The organism is Amphibacillus sp. Q70, assembly GCF_052055485.1.
Classification (GTDB): domain Bacteria; phylum Bacillota; class Bacilli; order Bacillales; family Amphibacillaceae; genus Amphibacillus.
This window is the reverse complement of the sequence record NZ_CP197171.1, coordinates 819734-839373: the sequence shown is the minus strand read 5'-3', so window position 1 is coordinate 839373 and position 19640 is coordinate 819734. Positions and strand designations below refer to the sequence as shown.

Here is a 19640-nt window from a genome sequence, read left to right as displayed (position 1 = left end):
AGGGGAGTTTATTGTGGAACGAATGTATTGGAAGGCAGTGATTCGATATGGGCATGTAGGTAAGAAAAACGAAGTAAGTGTTGCAAGACATTTGGAATTTCCAAAAGGAACACAAATCTATGAAGTAATCAAGGTGATTTACTCCATGCCAGGGACGAAAAATAACTGTATTCAGTCTGTTTGTGAGATTACGGAAAATGAATTTCTTCAAGGTATTGAACTAGAGAAGAATAACTTTTATTTACAAAATTTATTTCAGGAAGGTGCTTAAACAGAAATTGAAACTTTTTTACGGTGGAATTCATTAAGGGGGAGTATGAATTGGCTCAAATTAAAGAAACAGATTATCATCATGGTGCGCTAACTTCGGTATTAGTAAATAACGGGTATAACTTAATCTTATGGGAAACGCACGAAACTAGAAGAAGTTACAAAGTATCACAAAATAACGAGGAATTTATCATATATTCAAAATACTCATCAAGACCATCATCAAAAAGAAAAAATAAAATATTTACATGGTCTTATACTTTTACAAATGCTGAGATTGATAAAATAAGGGGGTATATGAAGGATTCCAAGAGGTCACATGTTGCTTTAATTTCTAAAAATGCTAATAATATTGGTGGAGAACTAGTTATTTTAAATGAAGAAGAATTTTTAAAATGTATTGGGGATGGATGGAATGGCGAATATCCATATATAAGTGTAGTGAAAAAGAAAAATTGCCAACTTCGAGTTTATGGAAGGGGAGTCAGTCGGGATGAAGCATTTATCCCGAAAATGAGTCTAATAGATTAGTTGGTAAAACAACATTCAGGAATGAGAGAGGGTATGAATCCCTAGTGGAGTAATGCATAAAGCTAACAGAGTGTTTAAAATGAAATTAATACAAATTTTAACGAAAAGAAAACATACATAAGGAGGAAATTTGATGATTACATCAGAAGAGATAAAAAGACGTTTATGGGACGGTGCAAATAATTTAAGAGGTTCTATGGATGCAAGCCGATACAAAGACTATATGCTTGGATTAATGTTCTACAAATTCTTAAGCGATAAAACACTCGAGACATTTGAAAATACGAGTGGTGCGAAAGGAACGGAAGCAGAGGTTGTCCAAGCCTATGAAGAAGCTTATGAAAGTTATGGCGATAGTTTAATAAAAATGATTCAAAATGTGCTTGGCTATTACGTTCTGCCGCAACACTTATATCAAACATGGTTAAAGGATATTCGTGAAGGTACATTTGAACTCGAAAAGGTAACAGAGAGTTTACAAAGCTTTGAAAGAACAGTTGCAACAACTGGAGATATTGATGATTTCAAAGGCCTGTTTTCAAGCTCAACAATTGATTTAACGGATTCTGCACTAGGAAGTAATTTAAATGCCCGTAGTAAAAACATTCGTCACTTAATTGAATTATTTGCTGATTTAAATATGGTTGCACTTCAAAAAGGAGATGTACTTGGAGATGCATATGAATATTTAATTGGTCAATTTGCGATGGAGTCAGGTAAAAAAGCTGGTGAATTCTATACCCCTCGCCAAGTGAGTGAAGTAATGGCACAAATTGTTGCTAAGACAACGCCGGTTGAGTCCATCTATGACCCTGCTGTTGGTTCGGGTTCTTTGTTATTAACGGTAGGAAAACATTTAAATGAAGAAGGAAGAAAAAGCCTTCACTATTATGGACAGGAGAAAAACACAGCAACTTATAATTTAACGCGCATGAACTTATTATTGCATGGGGTTCGTCCTGAGAAAATGACGGTAAATAATGGCGATACATTGGCACAAGATTGGCCAGAGGATCCTGAACGTCCGAATGAAGGTGTTCAATTTGATGCAGTAGTCATGAACCCACCTTATTCTGTTAAAAAATGGAACCAAGAAGAATTAAAAGTGACGGATCCTCGTTTTGAAATTGCTGGTGTATTACCACCAGATTCAAAAGGAGACTACGCTTTTCTTTTACATGGGTTATTTCACTTAGGTCAAGAGGGAACAATGGCGATTGTTCTTCCACATGGGGTGTTATACCGTGGTGGTGCTGAAGGTGAAATTCGTAAACGTTTATTGGATAAAAACCATATTGATGCAGTGATTGGTCTACCTGATAAGCTATTCACGAATACAGGAATTCCTGTCACAGTCATTATTTTAAAGAAAAACCGTGCCTTAAATGAACCTGTCTTGATGATAGATGCCTCAAAATCGTTTGTCAAAGAAGGAAAGCAACATGTGCTTCAAGAAAAAGACATTGCTAAAATCGTTGATACCTATATCGAACGTACGAATGAAAAAGGCTACAGTCACAAGGCATCACAAAAAGAAATTAAAGAAAACGAATATAATTTAAATATTCCGCGTTATATTGAGGCTATAGATGAAGAAATTGCACAAGATGTCGATGCTCATTTATATGGCGGTATACCTCTACACCAAATTGAACAATTAACGGTGTTGCATAATATGACAAAAGATGTGCTTTATGATGCTCTCCAGGAGGTACGTCCAGGTTATGTAGAATTAACAGCGTCCATAGATACTTTGACTGAAGATGTTCTGGCTGATAAAACAGTGCAGAAACAAACGCAAGCCTTAAAAGAAGCTTTACACATTTACATGAATACGTACTGGGAGAAATTAAAAACAGTACATGATGTTAATGACATCGAGCCACTGAAAGATGAAATGTTAACGGAAATAAAACAGTTGTTAAAACAATTCAAACACGTAAGCACATATGCTGGCTATCAGATCATTGCAGAGTTATGGGAAGATATGCTTGCAGAAGATACGGAGAAAATTGCTATCAGCGATTTTTACACCGTTGGCAGAACACGTGAAGCCAATATGGTGATAAAAGGTTCGGGTAAAACAAAGCGGACAGAACAAGATGGGTGGATTGGCGCGATTGTACCGAATGAACTTATCCTAATAGAACTTTATAGAGAAGAACTAGAAGAAGTTGAAACAAAACAAGAATCTTTAACATCCATTACGGATGAAATCAACGAACTTGTCGAAGCGGCAAAAGTAGAAGAAAGTGATGAAGAAGCGGCATTAGGTGATGTTTTAAATGAAAGAGAAGATGATTTCACTATTACAGCTGTTAAGTCAGAAATAAAAAATGTAGAAAATGGTTCAAGTGAATATGAACTATTGGTAAAAGTGAAAAAGTTACTTGAAGAAAGGTCAGCATTGGCTAAAGATATTAAAGCAAAAGAAAAAACGTTAAATGAACAAGTAGAAGATAAAATTGAAGTTTTAACAAATGAAGAAATTGATCAACTTATCTATCAAAAGTGGTTCGGTGATTTGACGAACAATATGACACAACTTATAGAAATTCCACTTAAAAACGAATTAGATACCTTAAAAGAATTAGAATCAAGATACGCAGATACTCTAGAAACAATTGAAAAAGAAAGTCAATCACTCGAAACACAATTTGAAGACATGCTTGATGAATTGGTGGTGACAGAGTGATGGAAGAAAAAAAAATGGTGCCGAAAAGAAGGTACCAGGGATTCACAGAAGATTGGGATAAAAGTAAACTAGAAAATCTAGCAAGTTTTTCAAAAGGGAAAGGCTACTCAAAAAAGGATTTAACAGATATAGGACATCAATTAATTTTATATGGTAGGTTATATACAAATTATGAAACTGTAATAAAGAAAGTAGATACTTATACTATAAAACAAGAAAATTCTATGCTAAGTAAAGGAAGAGAAGTAATAGTTCCATCGTCTGGTGAGACAAAAGAGGATATAGCGAGAGCATCAGTAATACTGGAGCCTAATATTATTATAGGTGGAGATTTAAATGTAATTATACCATCAAAAGAATTAGACTCCGTATTTTTAGCTTTAAATATTTCAAATGGATCATGTCAGAGCGAATTGATGAAACGTGCGCAAGGAAGCTCTGTTGTACATCTATATAATGAAGATTTAATAAGTGTTACATTATATTTCCCAAGTGTTAAGGAACAACAAAAAATAGGTGAGTTTTTTAAGGTTTTAGATGAACGGATTGCAAATCAAAAACGGAAGATTGCTAAAGTCAAAGCCTTAAAAGCCGCTTATTTAACAGAAATGTTTCCTCAAGAAGGCGAAACTGTCCCGAAAAGAAGGTTTAAAGGCTATACTGAGCCATGGGAACAAAAAAAATTATGTGAACTAGGGACAACAATTTCTGGCATAGGTTTTCCAAATGTGGAACAAGGAGGCAAAGAAGGAGTACCTTTTTATAAAATTTCGGATATGAATTTATTAGGGAATGAAATTGAAATGTTTAAAGCCAGTAATTTTGTTTCACAAAAACAAGTAAAACAAAAAAAATGGGAGCCAATTAAATCGATTCCAGCAGTTATTTTTGCTAAAGTTGGGGCTGCAATAATGATGAACAGAAAAAGATTAATAAATCATACTTTTCTTATTGATAATAATACAATGGCTTATATTTTTAATGATGATTGGGATACTTATTTTGGTAAAACACTATTTGATACTTTAGATTTACCAAAATATGCACAAGTTGGAGCTTTACCTTCATACAATGGAACTGATATTGGGGGTATTGACGTAATTATACCTAACCAAAAAGAACAACAAAAAATTGGTGAATTCTTCAAAAATCTCGACAACCAAATAGAAACAGAAGAAAAGAAATTAGACAAGCTTCAAAAAATGAAAGAGGCTTATTTAGAAGAAATGTTTGTGTAGGAAGGAGGATACTCATGAGTAATTATGCTAAAAGTGTAGCGGAGAAAACGTTCCAAGACAATTTTGTAAAAGAACTACAAAAGTATAAATGGAAAGCACCAACCTTTTTAGATGGGAATAAACAAAAGGTGACAGTGCAAGATTTGGTTCAACATTGGCGTGAAGAACTCAATCGTATGAACGCGGATGTCTTAGAAGGCGTGCCACTGACAGATAATGAATTTACACAAGTAATGGCAAAGGTTTCGCAAATTGATAATAGTTATGAAGCTGCAAAGATGTTAGCGATGGAACAATCAACTGGAAAAATTGATGGCATTTATCGGGATACGCATCCAGGTGTCACTCGTGAACAGATTACGTTAACGATATTTAAAAAAGCACAAGTCCGTGGTGGAGACTCAAGTTATAAGGTCGCACGTGAAGTAGAATCTGCAAATGGGAATCGTTTTGATCTTGTTTTGCTTATTAATGGTTTACCGCTGATTAATATTGAACAAAAACGCACAGATAAATCGCTAGAAGAAGCGTTTAATCAGTTTAAACGATATTACGCAGATGGCGAGTATGTAAATAATTTTATGGCATTTTCACAAATGATGGTGATGACATCTGAAGTCGCAACACGTTATTTTGCAACGCCAAAGTCGATTCAAGCTTTTAATCCGAGTTTTGTATTCCATTGGGCAAATAAAAATAATAAACCGATTAATCACTGGGAAGATGTCATTGGACAATTCTTAATGATTCCCATGGCACATCAAATAGTCGGTGATTACTTAGTGATTGAGGAAGCAAAAGATGCAGAAAATCAGAAACACATGCTTTTGCGTCCTTATCAAGTGCATGCACTTCAAGCGATTGAAGGAGCTGCACTAGGTTGGGATAATGAAGATAAATTTCCACATGGAGGATTTGTCTGGCATACGACAGGGTCAGGGAAAACCATTACCAGTTTTAAAACGGCATTATTTCTATCAACAAGAGCAGGTTTTGATAAAGTCGTATTCCTAGTTGACCGTAAAGAGTTAGATAGTAGGACAAGTGATAATTTCAAAGCCTACGCAGAATATGAATCGGTAGAAGTCGATGATACGGCACATACTTATCAACTGCGTAAATTATTAACATCTACCATGTCTAATATTGTTGTGACAACCACTTTCAAATTAAATAACCTTGTCAAAGATTTAAAAGACGGGAAAGACGATAGCTTAGCTGATAAGAAGTTTGTCTTTATTATCGATGAAGCACACCGGACAACAATGGGTGAGATGATGGTCATAATTAGAGACTATTTCCGCAAAAATGGGTTGTTTTATGGTTTTACAGGAACCCCGCTATTCGATGAGAATAATATCTCAGGTATGGTCAATGAAAAAAGTGAACTGATTAACACAACGGAGAAACTGTTTGGGCCATTATTACATCAATACACAATCGATGAAGCCATTGCAGATAAAAACGTCCTAGGTTTCCACGTTGATTATATCAATACAGGAGAATTTGAAAGCTATGACGCACTAAGAGAAAACATTACGGATTATAAATTAGAAGAACAACCTGATATACCAAAAAGGAAAATCGAACGTCAAGTCATGGAAATGTCTGATTTAGAAGTGGAAAAAGAAGCTAAGAAAAGTAAATTGCTCTTTTATCAGGATGAAACACACATCCCAAGGGTAGTTGAAGAAATCTTAAATAATTGGGAAGAGCAATCGCAACAAAAGGTATTCAATGCGATTTTAACCGTCGCTTTTAAACATCGTGTAATAGAATACTATGAAGAGTTTCAAAAACAGTTAGCTGAAAGAGATGATATCGAAATTAATGTAGCTATGACCTTTAGTTTTGGAACAGATGCCGATACAAATCCAACAGACCCAGAAATCATTCAAGCAATGTTTAAAGATTATGCATCATTTACAGGGATTGAATATGCTTATGGTGATAAACGACAAGGGGAAGATGCGTATTATGACGATGTTGTGGAAAGAGCAACTCGTGGTGGCAGTGGGCGAAACCCTAAAAATATTGACCTTGTGATTGTTGCAGATCAGCTACTCACAGGGTATGATTCTAAATTTATTAATACGTTATATGTTGATCGTGCATTGGCATTACAAGGATTAATTCAAGCTTATTCACGAACGAATCGTATTTATGGTAAGGAAAAAGAATTTGGTTCCATTGTAAATTTCCAGTATCCACGCATTACCGAAGAAACCGTTAATGAAGCATTGATTTTGTATGGAAGTGGTGGAGAAAGCAGTCAAGCGATTGTCAAGCCCTATCCTGAAGCAGTCGATGAATTCGTTGATTACTCCCAGGAAGTAATGGAAATATTGAACGATCCAACTGACTGGCAAGCACTAGAAACCGATGAAGAAGCTAAAAAGGCGTTTGAGAAAGTATTTAAAAAAGCAAATGGCCAATTAAATAAAATCCAGCAATATTATGAATTTAGCTGGGTAGATGAAGCGTTCGGTATTACAGAACATGAATGGATGCAGTATGTAGGGGCATATCGTAACTTAACAAGAGGCGATAAAGATAATCCTGAAGACGATCCACCTATTTTACCACTTGGAAAAGCAAAACTAGCAGGCTCTCAAACCATTGATGCATATTATATTATTCAATTAATGGGGGAAAAAGCAACATCTACTGAAGGGGTACAGACAGTAGATGCAGAAACATTGCGTTTAATCTATCAAAACATTGAAGAATTGAGTAATCTGGGTGATTATGAACAAGCTGAATTATTAAAACGATTTGTTTCAGAAGAATTAGAACCAGGAAATGTGCCCAGTAATATTAACTTTGATGAGGCTTTTGAAAACTGGAAAAAGAAACAATTGCACAATGAGATTTATCAAGTTTCATCTGAGTGGGGTATTAATGATGTCATACTGGAAAAAGCAGTTGAGGCATATTCTGTTGCAAAACCAGATGAGATTCCGTATATTGATGATTTAACAAATAGTATCGACTTTGCATCGATTGAGGATCCTAAGACTAGTAACTTACTCGAACACAACATAGCCTTATCGAAAGAATTACCAGAAATTGTTTCTAAATTGAAAAAGAAATATAAATAAGTAGAATTTTTATAATTATCAAGTGTGTTGGATAATATCTAACACACTTGATAAGTAATAATAATTTTTCGAAGTAAAAGATAAGGGTGAGTACAGTTGAAAATCACTAAAACAAAAATATTCAATTATCGTAACCTGAATGATGTGACGATAGAACTTCATAATCAAATTAATTTTGTTGTTGGTGAAAATAATTTAGGTAAAACTAATATACTTGATTTATTACATATTATATTTAATAGAAGAGCTTTCAAGGAATCAGACTTTCATAAATTAGATACACCTATTAAAATTGAACTTGGAATTGCTTTGGATAGTGGGGAAATAGGTCTGTTTGATGATTATTTTACTATAGATGAGCAAAGTAATATGACACAAATTGAAATTGTTGTATTACAAGAATCTATTGATGATAATATAGAGTTTTTTATTAAGCCGACAAATGATGATTTGCATAGAAACAAGATACGCAAAGCACACCTGATTTCGTATGGTTCTATTAGAAAACCCGAAAAAGAATTAAGTTTTGCAGTGCAAAATAACTTTTTAAATTTATTGATTAGAAAGTTTTTAGAAGAACATGAAGGCGGATTTAGTTTGAATACGGACTCAGTATCACCTTTAATCGAACAAATTAATCATCAAATAGAAAAAATTAAAACATTTAATTTGTTTGGTATAGAAGCTGAGGCGAACAAAGATATATCTAGTCTTTTAGGAAACATCATTCAATTGCAAACTAAAGATAAGTTTGGTATTTCAGATTTAGGTGAAGGTACGCAATTTATTAACTCTATCCCATTAGTATTATTAAATCAAATCGCAAATATAGTCGAGAGAGACTTTTCTGGAAGTATCATCGAAGTAGAAGGGAAACGAAATCTGTATGTTATTATTTCTGTAGATGAGCCTGAATTACATCTTCATCCACATACACAACGATTTTTCATTAATTATTTACAAGAAATACTATCAGGTGAAAGTAAAGAGTTTAATAGTCTACTAAAAATTATGTATGATGTTGATGCAATCTCTGGTCAATTAATAGCAGTAACACATTCGCCATTTATTATTTTAGACAATTATAAGAATATTGTTAGACTTTTTCACGAGCAAGGTCAATTAAGAGCCTTATCAGGAGTATCAATAGATATGGATAAATCTTTAATGACACATATGTTCAGATATTTAGATGAAATCAAAGAAGCGTTTTATGCAAAAAAAGTTTTAGTTGTTGAGGGAATCACTGAACAAGGAGCCATGAAAGCTTTATTTGAAAAGGAAAGTATCAATATCAATTTAGAAGGCATAAGTGTCGTTAATGCCCACGGAAAAGATAGTGTTCCACACATAGTTGATTTATTTAACAAATTCAAGATTCCTGTTGTTGGCTTTGTTGATAGAGACGAAAATAATCCGGAAGATCCAAAGTTTAAGGATGTCGATAATTTGTTCTATACCGACTTGAAGGAATTTGAAAACGATATTGTTGAATGCATAGATTTAGATGGGTATATAGAGTATTTAAAAAAAAGTGAATTCAATGTAGTTAATTCGACTATAGCAGCTTGTAAAAAATATAATATTGATTGTAATCCAAGTGATCCAGATAAGTATGAGGAGCAAATCAGAAGTCAGTCAGAAGAACTAAAGGAAAGCGTAATGGTTGAATTAAAAAGAAATGTAGTTCATAGTCTTACCCAAAATAAAAATTGGATCTACGTCAATCTTTTGGACACGAATAAGTTAAGTTTTTAATTGTTCTTTGAACATGATTTATATTAAACTGTCAGGGCTTGACACGGAGCCTCTGCGGGCACGATTTCTAAGCCATGGAGCCAGCTCGTTTAAAACATTCCTGGCTTGCCACGAAAGGCTATCATGCCCGCCTCTCCACGTAAAGCCGGTACAGTGAATTTAGTTAGCGTTAGTTATCCAGCACAAGTATATAAATCTTCCATCTCTTGTGGTGTTTTATAATCAATACTACCGTGAATTCTTTTGCGGTTGTACCAACCTTCAATGTATTGGAATAAAGCTAATTCGGCAGATTTATGATCAAAGTATTGAACATGATTTACTTCTTCTTTTTTTAAAATAGCGTGAAAAGACTCAATACAAGCATTATCATGAGGACTTCCCTTATAGCTAAAAGAATGTGTCATTTTGAAATTTTTTATCACTTTAGCGAATTCATCGCTTGTATATTGTGTACCTAAATCTGAATGGAATATGAGTCCTTCATCAGGTTTTTGTGCGTGATAAGCATTTTCTAGTGCTTTTATAATTAAATCAGTCGTCATCGTACGAGAAAAGGAATAACCTACAATCTTTTTAGTGTGAAGATCCATAACTGATGCAAGGTAACACCAACCATCACGAAGTGTATGGATATAAGTGATATCACCAACCCATTTTTCATTAATCGTTTCTGCCCTGAAGTCTCTTTCAAGAATGTTTTCTCGCTCAACAATAGTTTCCTTACTTGGAGTAGGACGAAACTTTTTAACAACGATTGACCTAATATCAGCTTTTTTCATCAAACGTTGAACTCGCTTTAGGCTGGCTTTGTAACCTACCTTTATTAATTGTTGATGGATTTTAGGTGCACCATAACGGTGTTTGCTCTCTTTATGGATTTCAATAATCTTTTTAGTTAATTCTTTATTTTCTCTATCACGATTAGAAATCGTTTTATCTAATGACTGATAGTACGTACTCCTTGGAATTTCAAGTACTTCACACATTGTTTGCACAGGATAGTTTTCTTTTTGGTCATGAATAAAATCAGTTATTTCAGCATCATTTACTTTTTTGCGAATATGGCCATAGCCTTTTTTAAGATATCATTTTCTTGTTGTAATTTAAGTATTTGTTTCTGTAATTTTGCATAATCATCTGGCGTTACAGAGGTTCCATCTTCTAACTCAATTGGATTGAACTTTTTAATCCATGCATAAATAGTTACTTCAGAAACGCCATATTCGCTGCTTAAACTTTTAACTGATTGACCCGAATTATATAACTCAACAACCATTTTACGAAAGTCGTCACTGTATCGTTTTCCGTTATTTTTATGTTTCATTGGACACATCCTCCTAAAATTAATTGTAATAACTTAACTAAGATGTGTCCATGAAACTATACTAGCATCAAATTTTATTAATGGTTTTTTAATTAGTAACTATGCTAATAAAACTCCAACAAGTATAAAAAAGGCTATTGACTATTTGGTAAGTATAGATGGATAAAAAAACAATGTTGCGAGAGGAAATCGAGTGTGATTTTGAAAATGACCAGAGCCAAATAAAAGTTTTAAAATCACAAGAAAAAAGGATTATCGTAGAAGCACCGCCTGGTTACGGAAAAACTAAATTGTTATTGGGTAAAACAGTATATGATTTATTAGATAATGTTCCTATAAACCATGAGAAGACATTAATGTTAACATTTAGTAATAATTCAACAAGTAAAATGAGAGCGGATTTGTATGCAAAATTAGAAAACCACGCTTATAGTTTAAGGAACTGGATAAATTCGAAAATTAGAATTACAAATTATCACGGTCTTGCGGGTGGAATACTGCGAAAATATGGTTTTTTATTAGATGAAAAATTAAAAGACTTAAAGGATATACAAATTGTGAATGAAAATCATTTAAAGAGCATTGATAATTTCAATACTTTAATAAAATTTAAACAATTTGTAGATAATGCTTTGCCAGGTAAATTATTTTCTAACGTAAGAAATTATAATGAAGTTATTTTAAATAAAGTATTGCCACTAAATAAACTAACATATAATTCTATTATAACTTTAACGTTGCAATTATTAGAAGATAAACCGATACTATTAGACTTATACAAAAAAATTTATACAAAAATAATTATCGATGAATTCCAAGATACGAACCATCTTAATCTGAGGTTATTAGAACTTTTTTTGCATGATGATATAAGAGTTGAACTGTATGGGGATCCTCTGCAACGGATATATGGCTTTATTGGAACTGTAGGAAATTTATTTGATGTTTTTGGAGAAAAATATAATTTTAATTATTATACATTGAAATCTAATTACCGTTTCAAGGGTAATAAGTTTTTGATTGATTTAGAAAGAAGAGTAAGATCTTATGCCAATGATCCAATAAATGCTTATAATAATATCAAAAGTTATTCTCATCAAAATATTACGATATTCGAAAATCAGCAATTAGAGAGTGAAAATGTCATTCGTATAATTAAAGAAATACACCAGTTGTATCCTGATAAAAAAACAGCTATATTAACATCGCAACGTGGACCAGATATAAACGTTATAAAAGAAAAGTTGAGGAGTAATTATATAGCATATTTCGATGCTTTGGAAATTAATACTGAGAGTAATGAATACAGGAGGTTCTGTGATAAGTGCGTTGAATCATTCCAAATGTATTTTAGTAGTCGCAAAAACATTGTTAAAAAAGAGTTGAATGAGTGGATATCAGTTTTTAAAAGTAGTTTTGAGCTTTCATCAACACAACAACAAAACTTAATTACGTTGTTAGTTGCAATGTTACAAGATGTTGTCCGTAATCGGAATTATCGAATGTTAAATAAAGATGAGAAATATGATTATATTTTATCTGTGTTTCTAGAATATGATTTACACAGGTATTTATCAGCTGTCGATGTTTCTGTTCAACTACTAACTATTCATACCTCCAAGGGACTAGAATGGGATAATATATTTCTAGTAGATATTGAAAAGGATAGATTACCAAGTTACTATGGAATGTGTAGTAATTGCTCGTTTAAAAGTAATTGCAATATTGAAGATATAAGAGGAAATAGTGATAATTTTATAGAACAATTAAGTGTATTCTATGTTGCTATTACTAGAGCTAGACAAAATGCATATCTTTCGTTAAGTAAGAAAAATGCAATGTGTTTTGATACTAATGTTTCTTGTATATTAAATGAGCTAAAAATAGTGCCGATACCGAGCTTTTTAACATAAATTTAATTGTTAATAATTCATAGAATAAGCTGTTATTTATTGTTGCTTAAATTAGGAGTGACCATGATCCTATTTAGCATCAACTCTTATAAATTAAATTAGTTAAATATTAAATCCAAAAGCTGAATTAATTCTAAATATAACTACTTATCTAAGTGGAGATTCAGGTCGACAAATCAATAAAATTAACAAAAAACAATGAGCACCATAATTTTAAAAACGTTGATTTATCATGCTAGAAGATGTGTATGCAAATAGTATGATGTTTAAATATCTACTATGGTAAGGAAGAAGTCATTATAGTTTTGTTAAAGAATGAAGTGATTAAAAAAGTAACAAAAAGGTAACAAGGATAAACAATCATACAAAATCACACGCAATTACTTTTCTATTTGAATACAGCCCATAACCATTGATTAAACAACATTTCACAATCAAGTAAAGCACAAAAGAATGTCTCACAACACGTTGTGCATGATGTAACGTATGTTAAATGAGGAGTTATCATCCTGACTGCTTTATAAAACCTGTGGATAATTCTACGTAACATACAAGTAGCATACAAAAACATCTGCAGGCCCTGATACTACTATCTCCCTCAGTTCTCAAAACGTTAATAGAATTGTTGATATACCAACTTTTGCAAAGGTTTTTTGGTGTAAGTTGGTGCAAATTAACATTAATCTTATAAAGTGTTTAAAAGGTTTAAATAAAGCATCGGCATCTTGCTGGTGCTTTTTTTCTTGTATATGAATTCCAGTTAATAATTTTGTGTCGTATGAATATTGATGTGATCCAAACGTTTGGATATATATGCACTATCTATTGAGATTAGTAAAGCAGGAAAAAAAGACTGCTAAGAAGCAGCTCTCATAAAAGATGACTGATTTCGTTTTTAAACGTTATTAGATAGTAAATATAGAATTTGATGTACTTCCAGTTATAGTATTAAATAATCATTGAACATAAGAAGTAGATTTATTATTTTTTCGAATATAGATTTTAGTTATAATTAACCGAAATATTCAGCTTCATTTAAAAAATATAAATAAAGGGTCTGTTGAGGAAATCATTTTTCAATGATTTTCTCAACAGCCCTTTTTTTGTGCGCCCGGCGTGGGCTATAACCTGGTGGTGAAAGTCCACTACAGGCTTGGCAGTAGGAACTGTTAGCTGAGGGCAGGGGTGTCCGAAGTGATTCGGAATCTGAAGGAAGCTGAGGGCTGAGGTAAAATCCCGAACTGATGAACAGAAATTGTATACAAGGCTGGCTTGGAATGGACGAGTTTGCCACACAAAACAAAGTCCAATACTGCACGAGTTCCATACAGTAAATACAATAGTTACATGGGAGGAAGGTTATAGCTCTTACCCGGGGGAGGTCGCTCGGACGAGGAAACTCGGTTAGAAAAGATTTACCGAGAGAAGTCAGCAGAAGCCATAGTAATTTCTGAGTGAAATGAAGGGCTGAACAATCTTAAATCTTGAAGAACAAGGAGGTGCAGGCATCACCGCATAAGCACAAATAATCATCGTAGCACTGGCCGAAGAGATGACTGCCCATGGATAGATGTGTTGGAAATGGAAAGATAAATGGGAAAGTGTAGGGATGTCGCATGGATATGGAGAAACAAGATGGTATCAACTTAATCAAAAGAATCGTCACGGATAAGAACCTTTGGACAGCGCGCGAGAAGGTCCACTCGAATAGAGGTACACCGGGAGCTGATAGAATAACAATCGAAGAACTTAAAGGGCATATGCTTAAATATGTTGAGCCACTAAAAAGTTGAAGGATGGAACATAGAATTCCCCAACCCGTTAGACGGGTAGCCATTCCAAAAGCAGATGGCCCCAAACGATACTTAGGCATTCCTAGTGTCCTAGGCCGGGTGGTTTAACAGACCATTCTACAAGTCATCGCCCGATTATTGATCCTCACTTCTCAGATAACAGCTTTGGATTTCGAAAAGGAAGAAATCAGCACCAAGCAATAGAAAGAGCCAAAACATACTATCAAGAAGGATACCGAGTCGTTGTTGACTGTGATTTGAAAAGCTACTTTGATACGATACATCACCAACGCTTAAGAGCTTACCTAGACTATTTCATCAAGGATAAAATCATTCTGAAATTAATCTGGAGTTTCCTCCGGCCGGGCATACTTGACAAAGATATCTACATTGAAACAACGGAAGGCGCCTCACAAGGAGGACCGCTATCTCCAACCTTGGCCAATGTCTAATTGAATAGGTTAGATAGAGAATTGGAAAGAAGAGGACATCGTTTTATCGATACGCAGACGATTTCGTCATCTACGTTAAAAGTAAACGTGCAGGCGAAAGAGTCATGAAAAGCGTAACCGAGTTTGTAGAAAAGGACTTGGGGCTTATGATTAATCAGAAGAAAAGCAAGGTAAGAGGTGCAACGTCAAGTACATTTCTAGGAGTTAACTTATAGAACCTAATGGGAAAGTAAATGGTCGACCTAGTCAGTCGGCAAAATGCAGGTTCAAAGAGAAACTCAGGAAGCTAACCAATAGGAAACGATCGGGTACATTCTATGACATCATCACAAAGATAAACCAAATGACGGTAGGTTGGATTAACTATTATGGGATTTCTAATTATGAAGGCATTCATAACAGAAACTCAACAATGGTTAAATCATCGATTAAGACAATGGATATGGAAGAGATGGAAACAAGTACGTACCACGATATAAAATGTTGCGGAAATATGGAATTAACCATGATGACACCATGAAACTAGCAAATACCCGAAAGGGACACTGGCGAGCATCTAAGAATGACATTATCCATCGCGCCATAACAAAAGAAAGACTCGCAAAGTGGGAATTGAAAGATATATCTGCACTTTATGAGATCAGATACTCAAAAGGTTGAACCGCCAAGTACGTGATCCGTACGCTTGGTGGTGTGAGAGGTCGACTAGCCAATTAATGGCTAGTCCATCTACCCGATTACAACAAAAAGGATTTTCTCTTGAAAGAGATATACTATATAGACTGTAAGCATGTACTGGATTCATAAAAAAATTAAGGATATCTGATGGTCACAGTACTGCAGGTTCTTGAGTTGTCTGAGAATGAGGATTAGAGTTTAGAAAACAATCAAAGTATCCTACCACTGGATTATAAGTGACTGCTCTGAGTTTGATACCTTTTCAAATGCAAAATCCCCATACTCCTGTTAGAAAGAGTTTTTAGGGGATTTTTTAAGAAAAAGGAATTTATTTTCCTCTAATCACATGGCCTTCCCCTTGGGGAAAGCTTTATGCTTATTTCTTCAAAGATAAAGGAGAGGTAAAAATGACATTAAAATATGTTTTAATCAAAAAAAGTTGAATTACATGTTATTGTAAATAATACAAGGGTATACTACCTTTGAGGGGGTTGGGGAAATTGCTTATTTAGAATTTGATAAAGTTCTTAATGCTAATATAAAAGCACCATATTTTGTAATTCAAAACTTGTCTTCGAATATTTCTAAAAACGGAGGAAAAATTAATATATCATCTGGCGTAAGCAGAATCGTTTTTCCACGTATAGCTGTGTATAGTATGCCAAAAGGAGCGATCAATAATTTGTACTTTTACAATTGCGAAAGAACTCGGCAATAGGAGCAGTGCTTCATAGTAGTTTCCACACCTTAAAGTTTTAAATGAATCAACGTTAAATTTATTTTTAAGTTCTTGTTGAGCAAATTAAGTTCGGTGATAAGGTTGTTTTTTATATTCATTATGCTAAAGAAATTAATGTGAAAATTTAAAAAGTGAAATGGGGTGTCATTATTTTGAGTAGAGTTCGAGTGCGAAATTTGACCAAAGTGTTTGGTAAAAGAACTCAACAAGCACTTGATATGGTCAAAGAAGGAAAATCAAAACAGGAAATTTTAGAACAAACTGGCGCTACTGTCGGTGTTCATAATGTGAGTTTTGACGTAGAGGATGGAGAAATCTTTGTCATTATGGGTCTATCTGGTAGTGGAAAATCTACTTTGGTACGTTTAATCAACCGATTAATTGAACCTACTTCAGGGAGTGTTTACATTAATGATGATGATGTATCGAAGATGTCCAAAAAGGAATTACGTCAAGTCCGTCGTACGAAAGTTAATATGGTTTTTCAAAACTTTGGGCTTTTCCCGAAACGCACCGTTTTGGAAAATGCGGAATATGGTTTAGAAATTCGTGGTGTTGAAAAAGAAGAACGACAACAAAAAGCTGAACAAACTTTAGATAGTTCCGGCTTACTTTCTTATAAGGATCAATATCCCGACCAACTTTCCGGTGGGATGCAGCAGCGTGTCGGTTTAGCCCGAGCTTTGGCTAATGATTCAGAAATTTTATTGATGGACGAGGCATTTTCTGCCTTGGACCCATTAATTCGTCGTGATATGCAAGATGATTTATTAGAATTACAAGAAAAAGTCCAAAAAATCATTATTTTTATTACTCATGATTTAAATGAAGCTTTGCGAATTGGTAATCGGATTGCTTTAATGCGTGATGGAAAGATCATGCAAATTGGTACTGGTGAAGAAATCTTAACAAATCCAGCCAATGACTTTGTGCGTGAATTTACTGAAGACATCGATCGTTCCAAAGTTTTAACGGCAGAAAATATTATGGAGCCTGCTTTGACGATTAATGTGGAAACAGATGGACCGAATGTTGCCTTACAACGTATGCGAAAAGAAGAAGTGAGTATGTTGTTAGCTGTCGATCACAAACGTTATTTAAAGGGAAGTTTGACTGCAGAAAATGCCCTAGATGCTCGAGAAAATGAAAAAAAGCTTACAGAAGTATTAGACAAAAATGTACAAAAAATCAATAAGGACGCCTTAATAACTGATATTTTTGAGTTGATTTATAATTCTCCTACTCCACTGGCTGTTGTGAATGAAAATGATCGTCTCATAGGTGTTGTAGTCCGTGGCAGTGTGATTGGTGCGATGACAGATAAGAATGAAGAGACCACAAAAAAAGAGGGAGTGAACAAAGATGCTTGACTTTTTGCAATATGAAATACCACTTCCTAGTTGGATTGATAGTGGGGTCGATTGGCTGACTGAACACTGGTCAGGACTATTTTCAATCTTACAGACAGTTGGTGAAGCTGTTATGAATTTCATGACAAATGCCTTATCAACTATTCCTCCGTTATTAATGATGGTACTATTGACCGTTGCTGCTTATTTCGTTTTCAACCGAAAATGGGGTTTCGCGCTTTTTACTTTTATCGGATTACTGTTTATCTATAATCAAGGTATGTGGACAGATTTGATGAACACTATAACTTTGGTAATCACTTCAAGTGTGGTCGCTATTGTTATCGGTGTACCACTAGGAATATTAATGTCCAAAAGTGAAACCATCCAAAATATTATTAAACCCATTTTAGATTTCATGCAAACGATGCCTGGTTTTGTTTATTTAATTCCAGCAGTTGCTTTCTTTGGTATTGGGATGGTGCCAGGAGTATTTGCTTCTGTGATTTTCTCTTTGCCACCTACTGTTCGGATGACGAATCTAGGAATTCGTTCCATTTCTACTGAATTAATAGAAACCTCTGATTCTTTTGGAGGGACTGCTTGGCAAAGATTATTTAAGCTTGATTTACCTATGGCTAAAGAAAATATTTTTGCTGGTATCAATCAAACGATTATGCTGACATTATCCATGGTTGTTATTGCTTCAATGATTGGAACGCCTGGATTAGGGCAAGGTGTTTTAGCAGCTGTACAACGTTCCGAGGTTGGCAATGGTTTTGTTTATGGTATAGGCATCGTCATTCTTGCAATTATTATAGATCGCTTTACACAAGCAATGAATCGTACAAAAACAAAAAAAACTTCTAAGAAGAAAAAAGTGATTGTCACCGCAGTTATTTTCTTATGTATTGTATTTTTTGCTGTAATGGGCGTGCTTTCTTCGGCGAATGAGTCAAACGCAGGAACGATTACGCTTGCTTATGCACAACAAGATGACCAAATTGTTGCTACTCATGTAATTGCGCAAGTTTTAGAAGAACAAGGATACAGTGTTAATATGAGCTCATTAGATATTCCTGTTGTTTGGGAGTCTGTCGCTAATGGGCAAGCTGATGCGATGACAAGTGCTTGGATACCAATAACCCATCAAGCACAATACGAAGAATTTAAAGATGATCTTGATGATTTAGGTCCTCAAATTGATGGACAGGCAAAGTTAGGATTAGTTGTTCCGTCGTATATGGATGTAGATTCTATTGAAGATTTGGACGATCAAGCAGGTCAGGAAATTATTGGAATTGAACCGGGTGCTGGAATTGTAACCGCGACGGAAGAAACCCTGGAGGCTTATCCCAACCTTGACGGCTGGGAGCAGGTCGTATCTTCAACAGGTGCGATGAATGCGCAATTAGAACGTGCCATTAATTCAAATGAAGAAGTCGTGATCACAGGTTGGAATCCTTATTGGATATTTCAACGCTATGATTTGAAATATTTAGATGATCCAGAAGGTACAATGGGTGATGCTGAGAGTATCAATAAAATGGCACGTAAAGGTTTGAAAGACGATATGCCGGAAGCCTATGAAATTTTAGATAACTTCGAATGGGATATTGATGATATGGAGTCTATCATGTTAGAAATAGAAGACGGTAAAGATCCTGAGGGCGCTGCGAGTGAATGGATTGAAGAGAACCGCGATATAGTCGACGGATGGATTGAATAAAACTTTGACTGAGCGGGAGCAGCTGCCACCTTTCAAATGAGCACTTAAATATTGAAAAGTTATGGAG

The 19640-nt window shown here is 34.4% G+C and carries 14 protein-coding genes; 13 read left to right on the top strand and 1 reads right to left on the bottom strand.

The features are described 5' to 3' along the window. Window positions 1-22 precede the first annotated feature (22 nt). The 6 genes from ACS127_RS03775 to ACS127_RS03750 all read left to right on the top strand — a co-directional run bounded on the left by ACS127_RS03775 (window position 23) and on the right by ACS127_RS03750 (window position 9593). Window positions 23-271 carry a hypothetical protein gene (locus tag ACS127_RS03775; protein WP_031266540.1) on the top strand — a complete coding sequence of 83 codons (249 nt, stop codon included), beginning with the start codon at window positions 23-25 and terminating at the stop codon, window positions 269-271. Window positions 272-321: 50 nt separating this feature from the next. After that, the gene (locus ACS127_RS03770; RefSeq protein ID WP_440897109.1) at window positions 322-801 is read left to right on the top strand and encodes a hypothetical protein; all 480 of its coding nucleotides are present in this window, start codon (window positions 322-324) and stop codon (window positions 799-801) included. A gap of 133 nt (window positions 802-934) precedes the next feature. Further along, window positions 935-3496 (top strand): type I restriction-modification system subunit M, encoded by a 2562-nt coding sequence (locus tag ACS127_RS03765; RefSeq protein ID WP_440897108.1) that lies wholly within the window; start codon window positions 935-937, stop codon window positions 3494-3496. Then, entirely contained in the window at window positions 3496-4734 is a 1239-nt protein-coding gene (locus ACS127_RS03760; protein WP_440898075.1) for a restriction endonuclease subunit S, read from the top strand. Before ACS127_RS03765 ends, ACS127_RS03760 begins: the two co-directional genes overlap by 1 nt. A gap of 14 nt (window positions 4735-4748) precedes the next feature. After that, window positions 4749-7835 (top strand): type I restriction endonuclease subunit R, encoded by a 3087-nt coding sequence (locus tag ACS127_RS03755; RefSeq protein ID WP_440897107.1) that lies wholly within the window; start codon window positions 4749-4751, stop codon window positions 7833-7835. A gap of 96 nt (window positions 7836-7931) precedes the next feature. Next, window positions 7932-9593 (top strand): ATP-dependent nuclease, encoded by a 1662-nt coding sequence (locus ACS127_RS03750; protein WP_440897106.1) that lies wholly within the window; start codon window positions 7932-7934, stop codon window positions 9591-9593. Window positions 9594-9766: 173 nt separating this feature from the next. Here ACS127_RS03750 and ACS127_RS03745 read toward each other — a convergent pair. Then, window positions 9767-10920 (bottom strand): IS3 family transposase gene (locus ACS127_RS03745; protein ID WP_440894755.1). Its coding sequence is split into 2 segments (ribosomal slippage): window positions 9767-10668 and window positions 10668-10920, totalling 1155 coding nucleotides; the frame shifts between segments, so codons are not numbered across the junction. A gap of 158 nt (window positions 10921-11078) precedes the next feature. On the opposite strand from ACS127_RS03745, the gene ACS127_RS03740 reads away from it, so the two are divergent. The 7 genes from ACS127_RS03740 to ACS127_RS03710 all read left to right on the top strand — a co-directional run bounded on the left by ACS127_RS03740 (window position 11079) and on the right by ACS127_RS03710 (window position 19573). Then, window positions 11079-12833, top strand: coding sequence for a UvrD-helicase domain-containing protein (locus ACS127_RS03740; RefSeq protein WP_440897105.1), 1755 nt, complete (start codon window positions 11079-11081; stop codon window positions 12831-12833). Window positions 12834-14760: 1927 nt separating this feature from the next. Further along, on the top strand, window positions 14761-15078 hold the full coding sequence (locus tag ACS127_RS03735) for a reverse transcriptase domain-containing protein (protein WP_440898074.1): 318 nt from the start codon (window positions 14761-14763) through the stop codon (window positions 15076-15078). Between the two features lie 20 nt (window positions 15079-15098). Further along, window positions 15099-15293: a reverse transcriptase domain-containing protein gene (locus ACS127_RS03730; RefSeq protein ID WP_440898073.1), complete on the top strand. Its 195-nt coding sequence runs from the start codon at window positions 15099-15101 to the stop codon at window positions 15291-15293. Continuing rightward, window positions 15290-15598, top strand: a complete 309-nt coding sequence (locus ACS127_RS03725) for a group II intron maturase-specific domain-containing protein (RefSeq protein ID WP_440898072.1) — start codon at window positions 15290-15292, stop codon at window positions 15596-15598. Before ACS127_RS03730 ends, ACS127_RS03725 begins: the two co-directional genes overlap by 4 nt. Window positions 15599-16216: 618 nt before the next feature. Continuing rightward, window positions 16217-16474, top strand: coding sequence for an SDR family NAD(P)-dependent oxidoreductase (locus ACS127_RS03720; RefSeq protein ID WP_440898071.1), 258 nt, complete (start codon window positions 16217-16219; stop codon window positions 16472-16474). A 173-nt stretch (window positions 16475-16647) separates the two neighbouring features. Beyond that, on the top strand, window positions 16648-17865 hold the full coding sequence (locus tag ACS127_RS03715; RefSeq protein ID WP_440897104.1) for a quaternary amine ABC transporter ATP-binding protein: 1218 nt from the start codon (window positions 16648-16650) through the stop codon (window positions 17863-17865). Next, complete coding sequence (locus ACS127_RS03710; protein WP_440897103.1) at window positions 17858-19573, top strand: ABC transporter permease/substrate binding protein; 1716 nt, start codon at window positions 17858-17860, stop codon at window positions 19571-19573. Before ACS127_RS03715 ends, ACS127_RS03710 begins: the two co-directional genes overlap by 8 nt. The last annotated feature ends 67 nt before the right edge of the window (window positions 19574-19640 follow it).

Coding starts and splice junctions, on each gene's coding strand:
- ACS127_RS03760 (WP_440898075.1), top strand. CDS start 3,496: ATGGAAGAAAAAAAAATGGTGCCGAAAAGAAGGTACCAGGGATTCACA.
- ACS127_RS03755 (WP_440897107.1), top strand. CDS start 4,749: ATGAGTAATTATGCTAAAAGTGTAGCGGAGAAAACGTTCCAAGACAAT.
- ACS127_RS03740 (WP_440897105.1), top strand. CDS start 11,079: ATGGATAAAAAAACAATGTTGCGAGAGGAAATCGAGTGTGATTTTGAA.
- ACS127_RS03775 (WP_031266540.1), top strand. CDS start 23: ATGTATTGGAAGGCAGTGATTCGATATGGGCATGTAGGTAAGAAAAAC.
- ACS127_RS03765 (WP_440897108.1), top strand. CDS start 935: ATGATTACATCAGAAGAGATAAAAAGACGTTTATGGGACGGTGCAAAT.
- ACS127_RS03710 (WP_440897103.1), top strand. CDS start 17,858: ATGCTTGACTTTTTGCAATATGAAATACCACTTCCTAGTTGGATTGAT.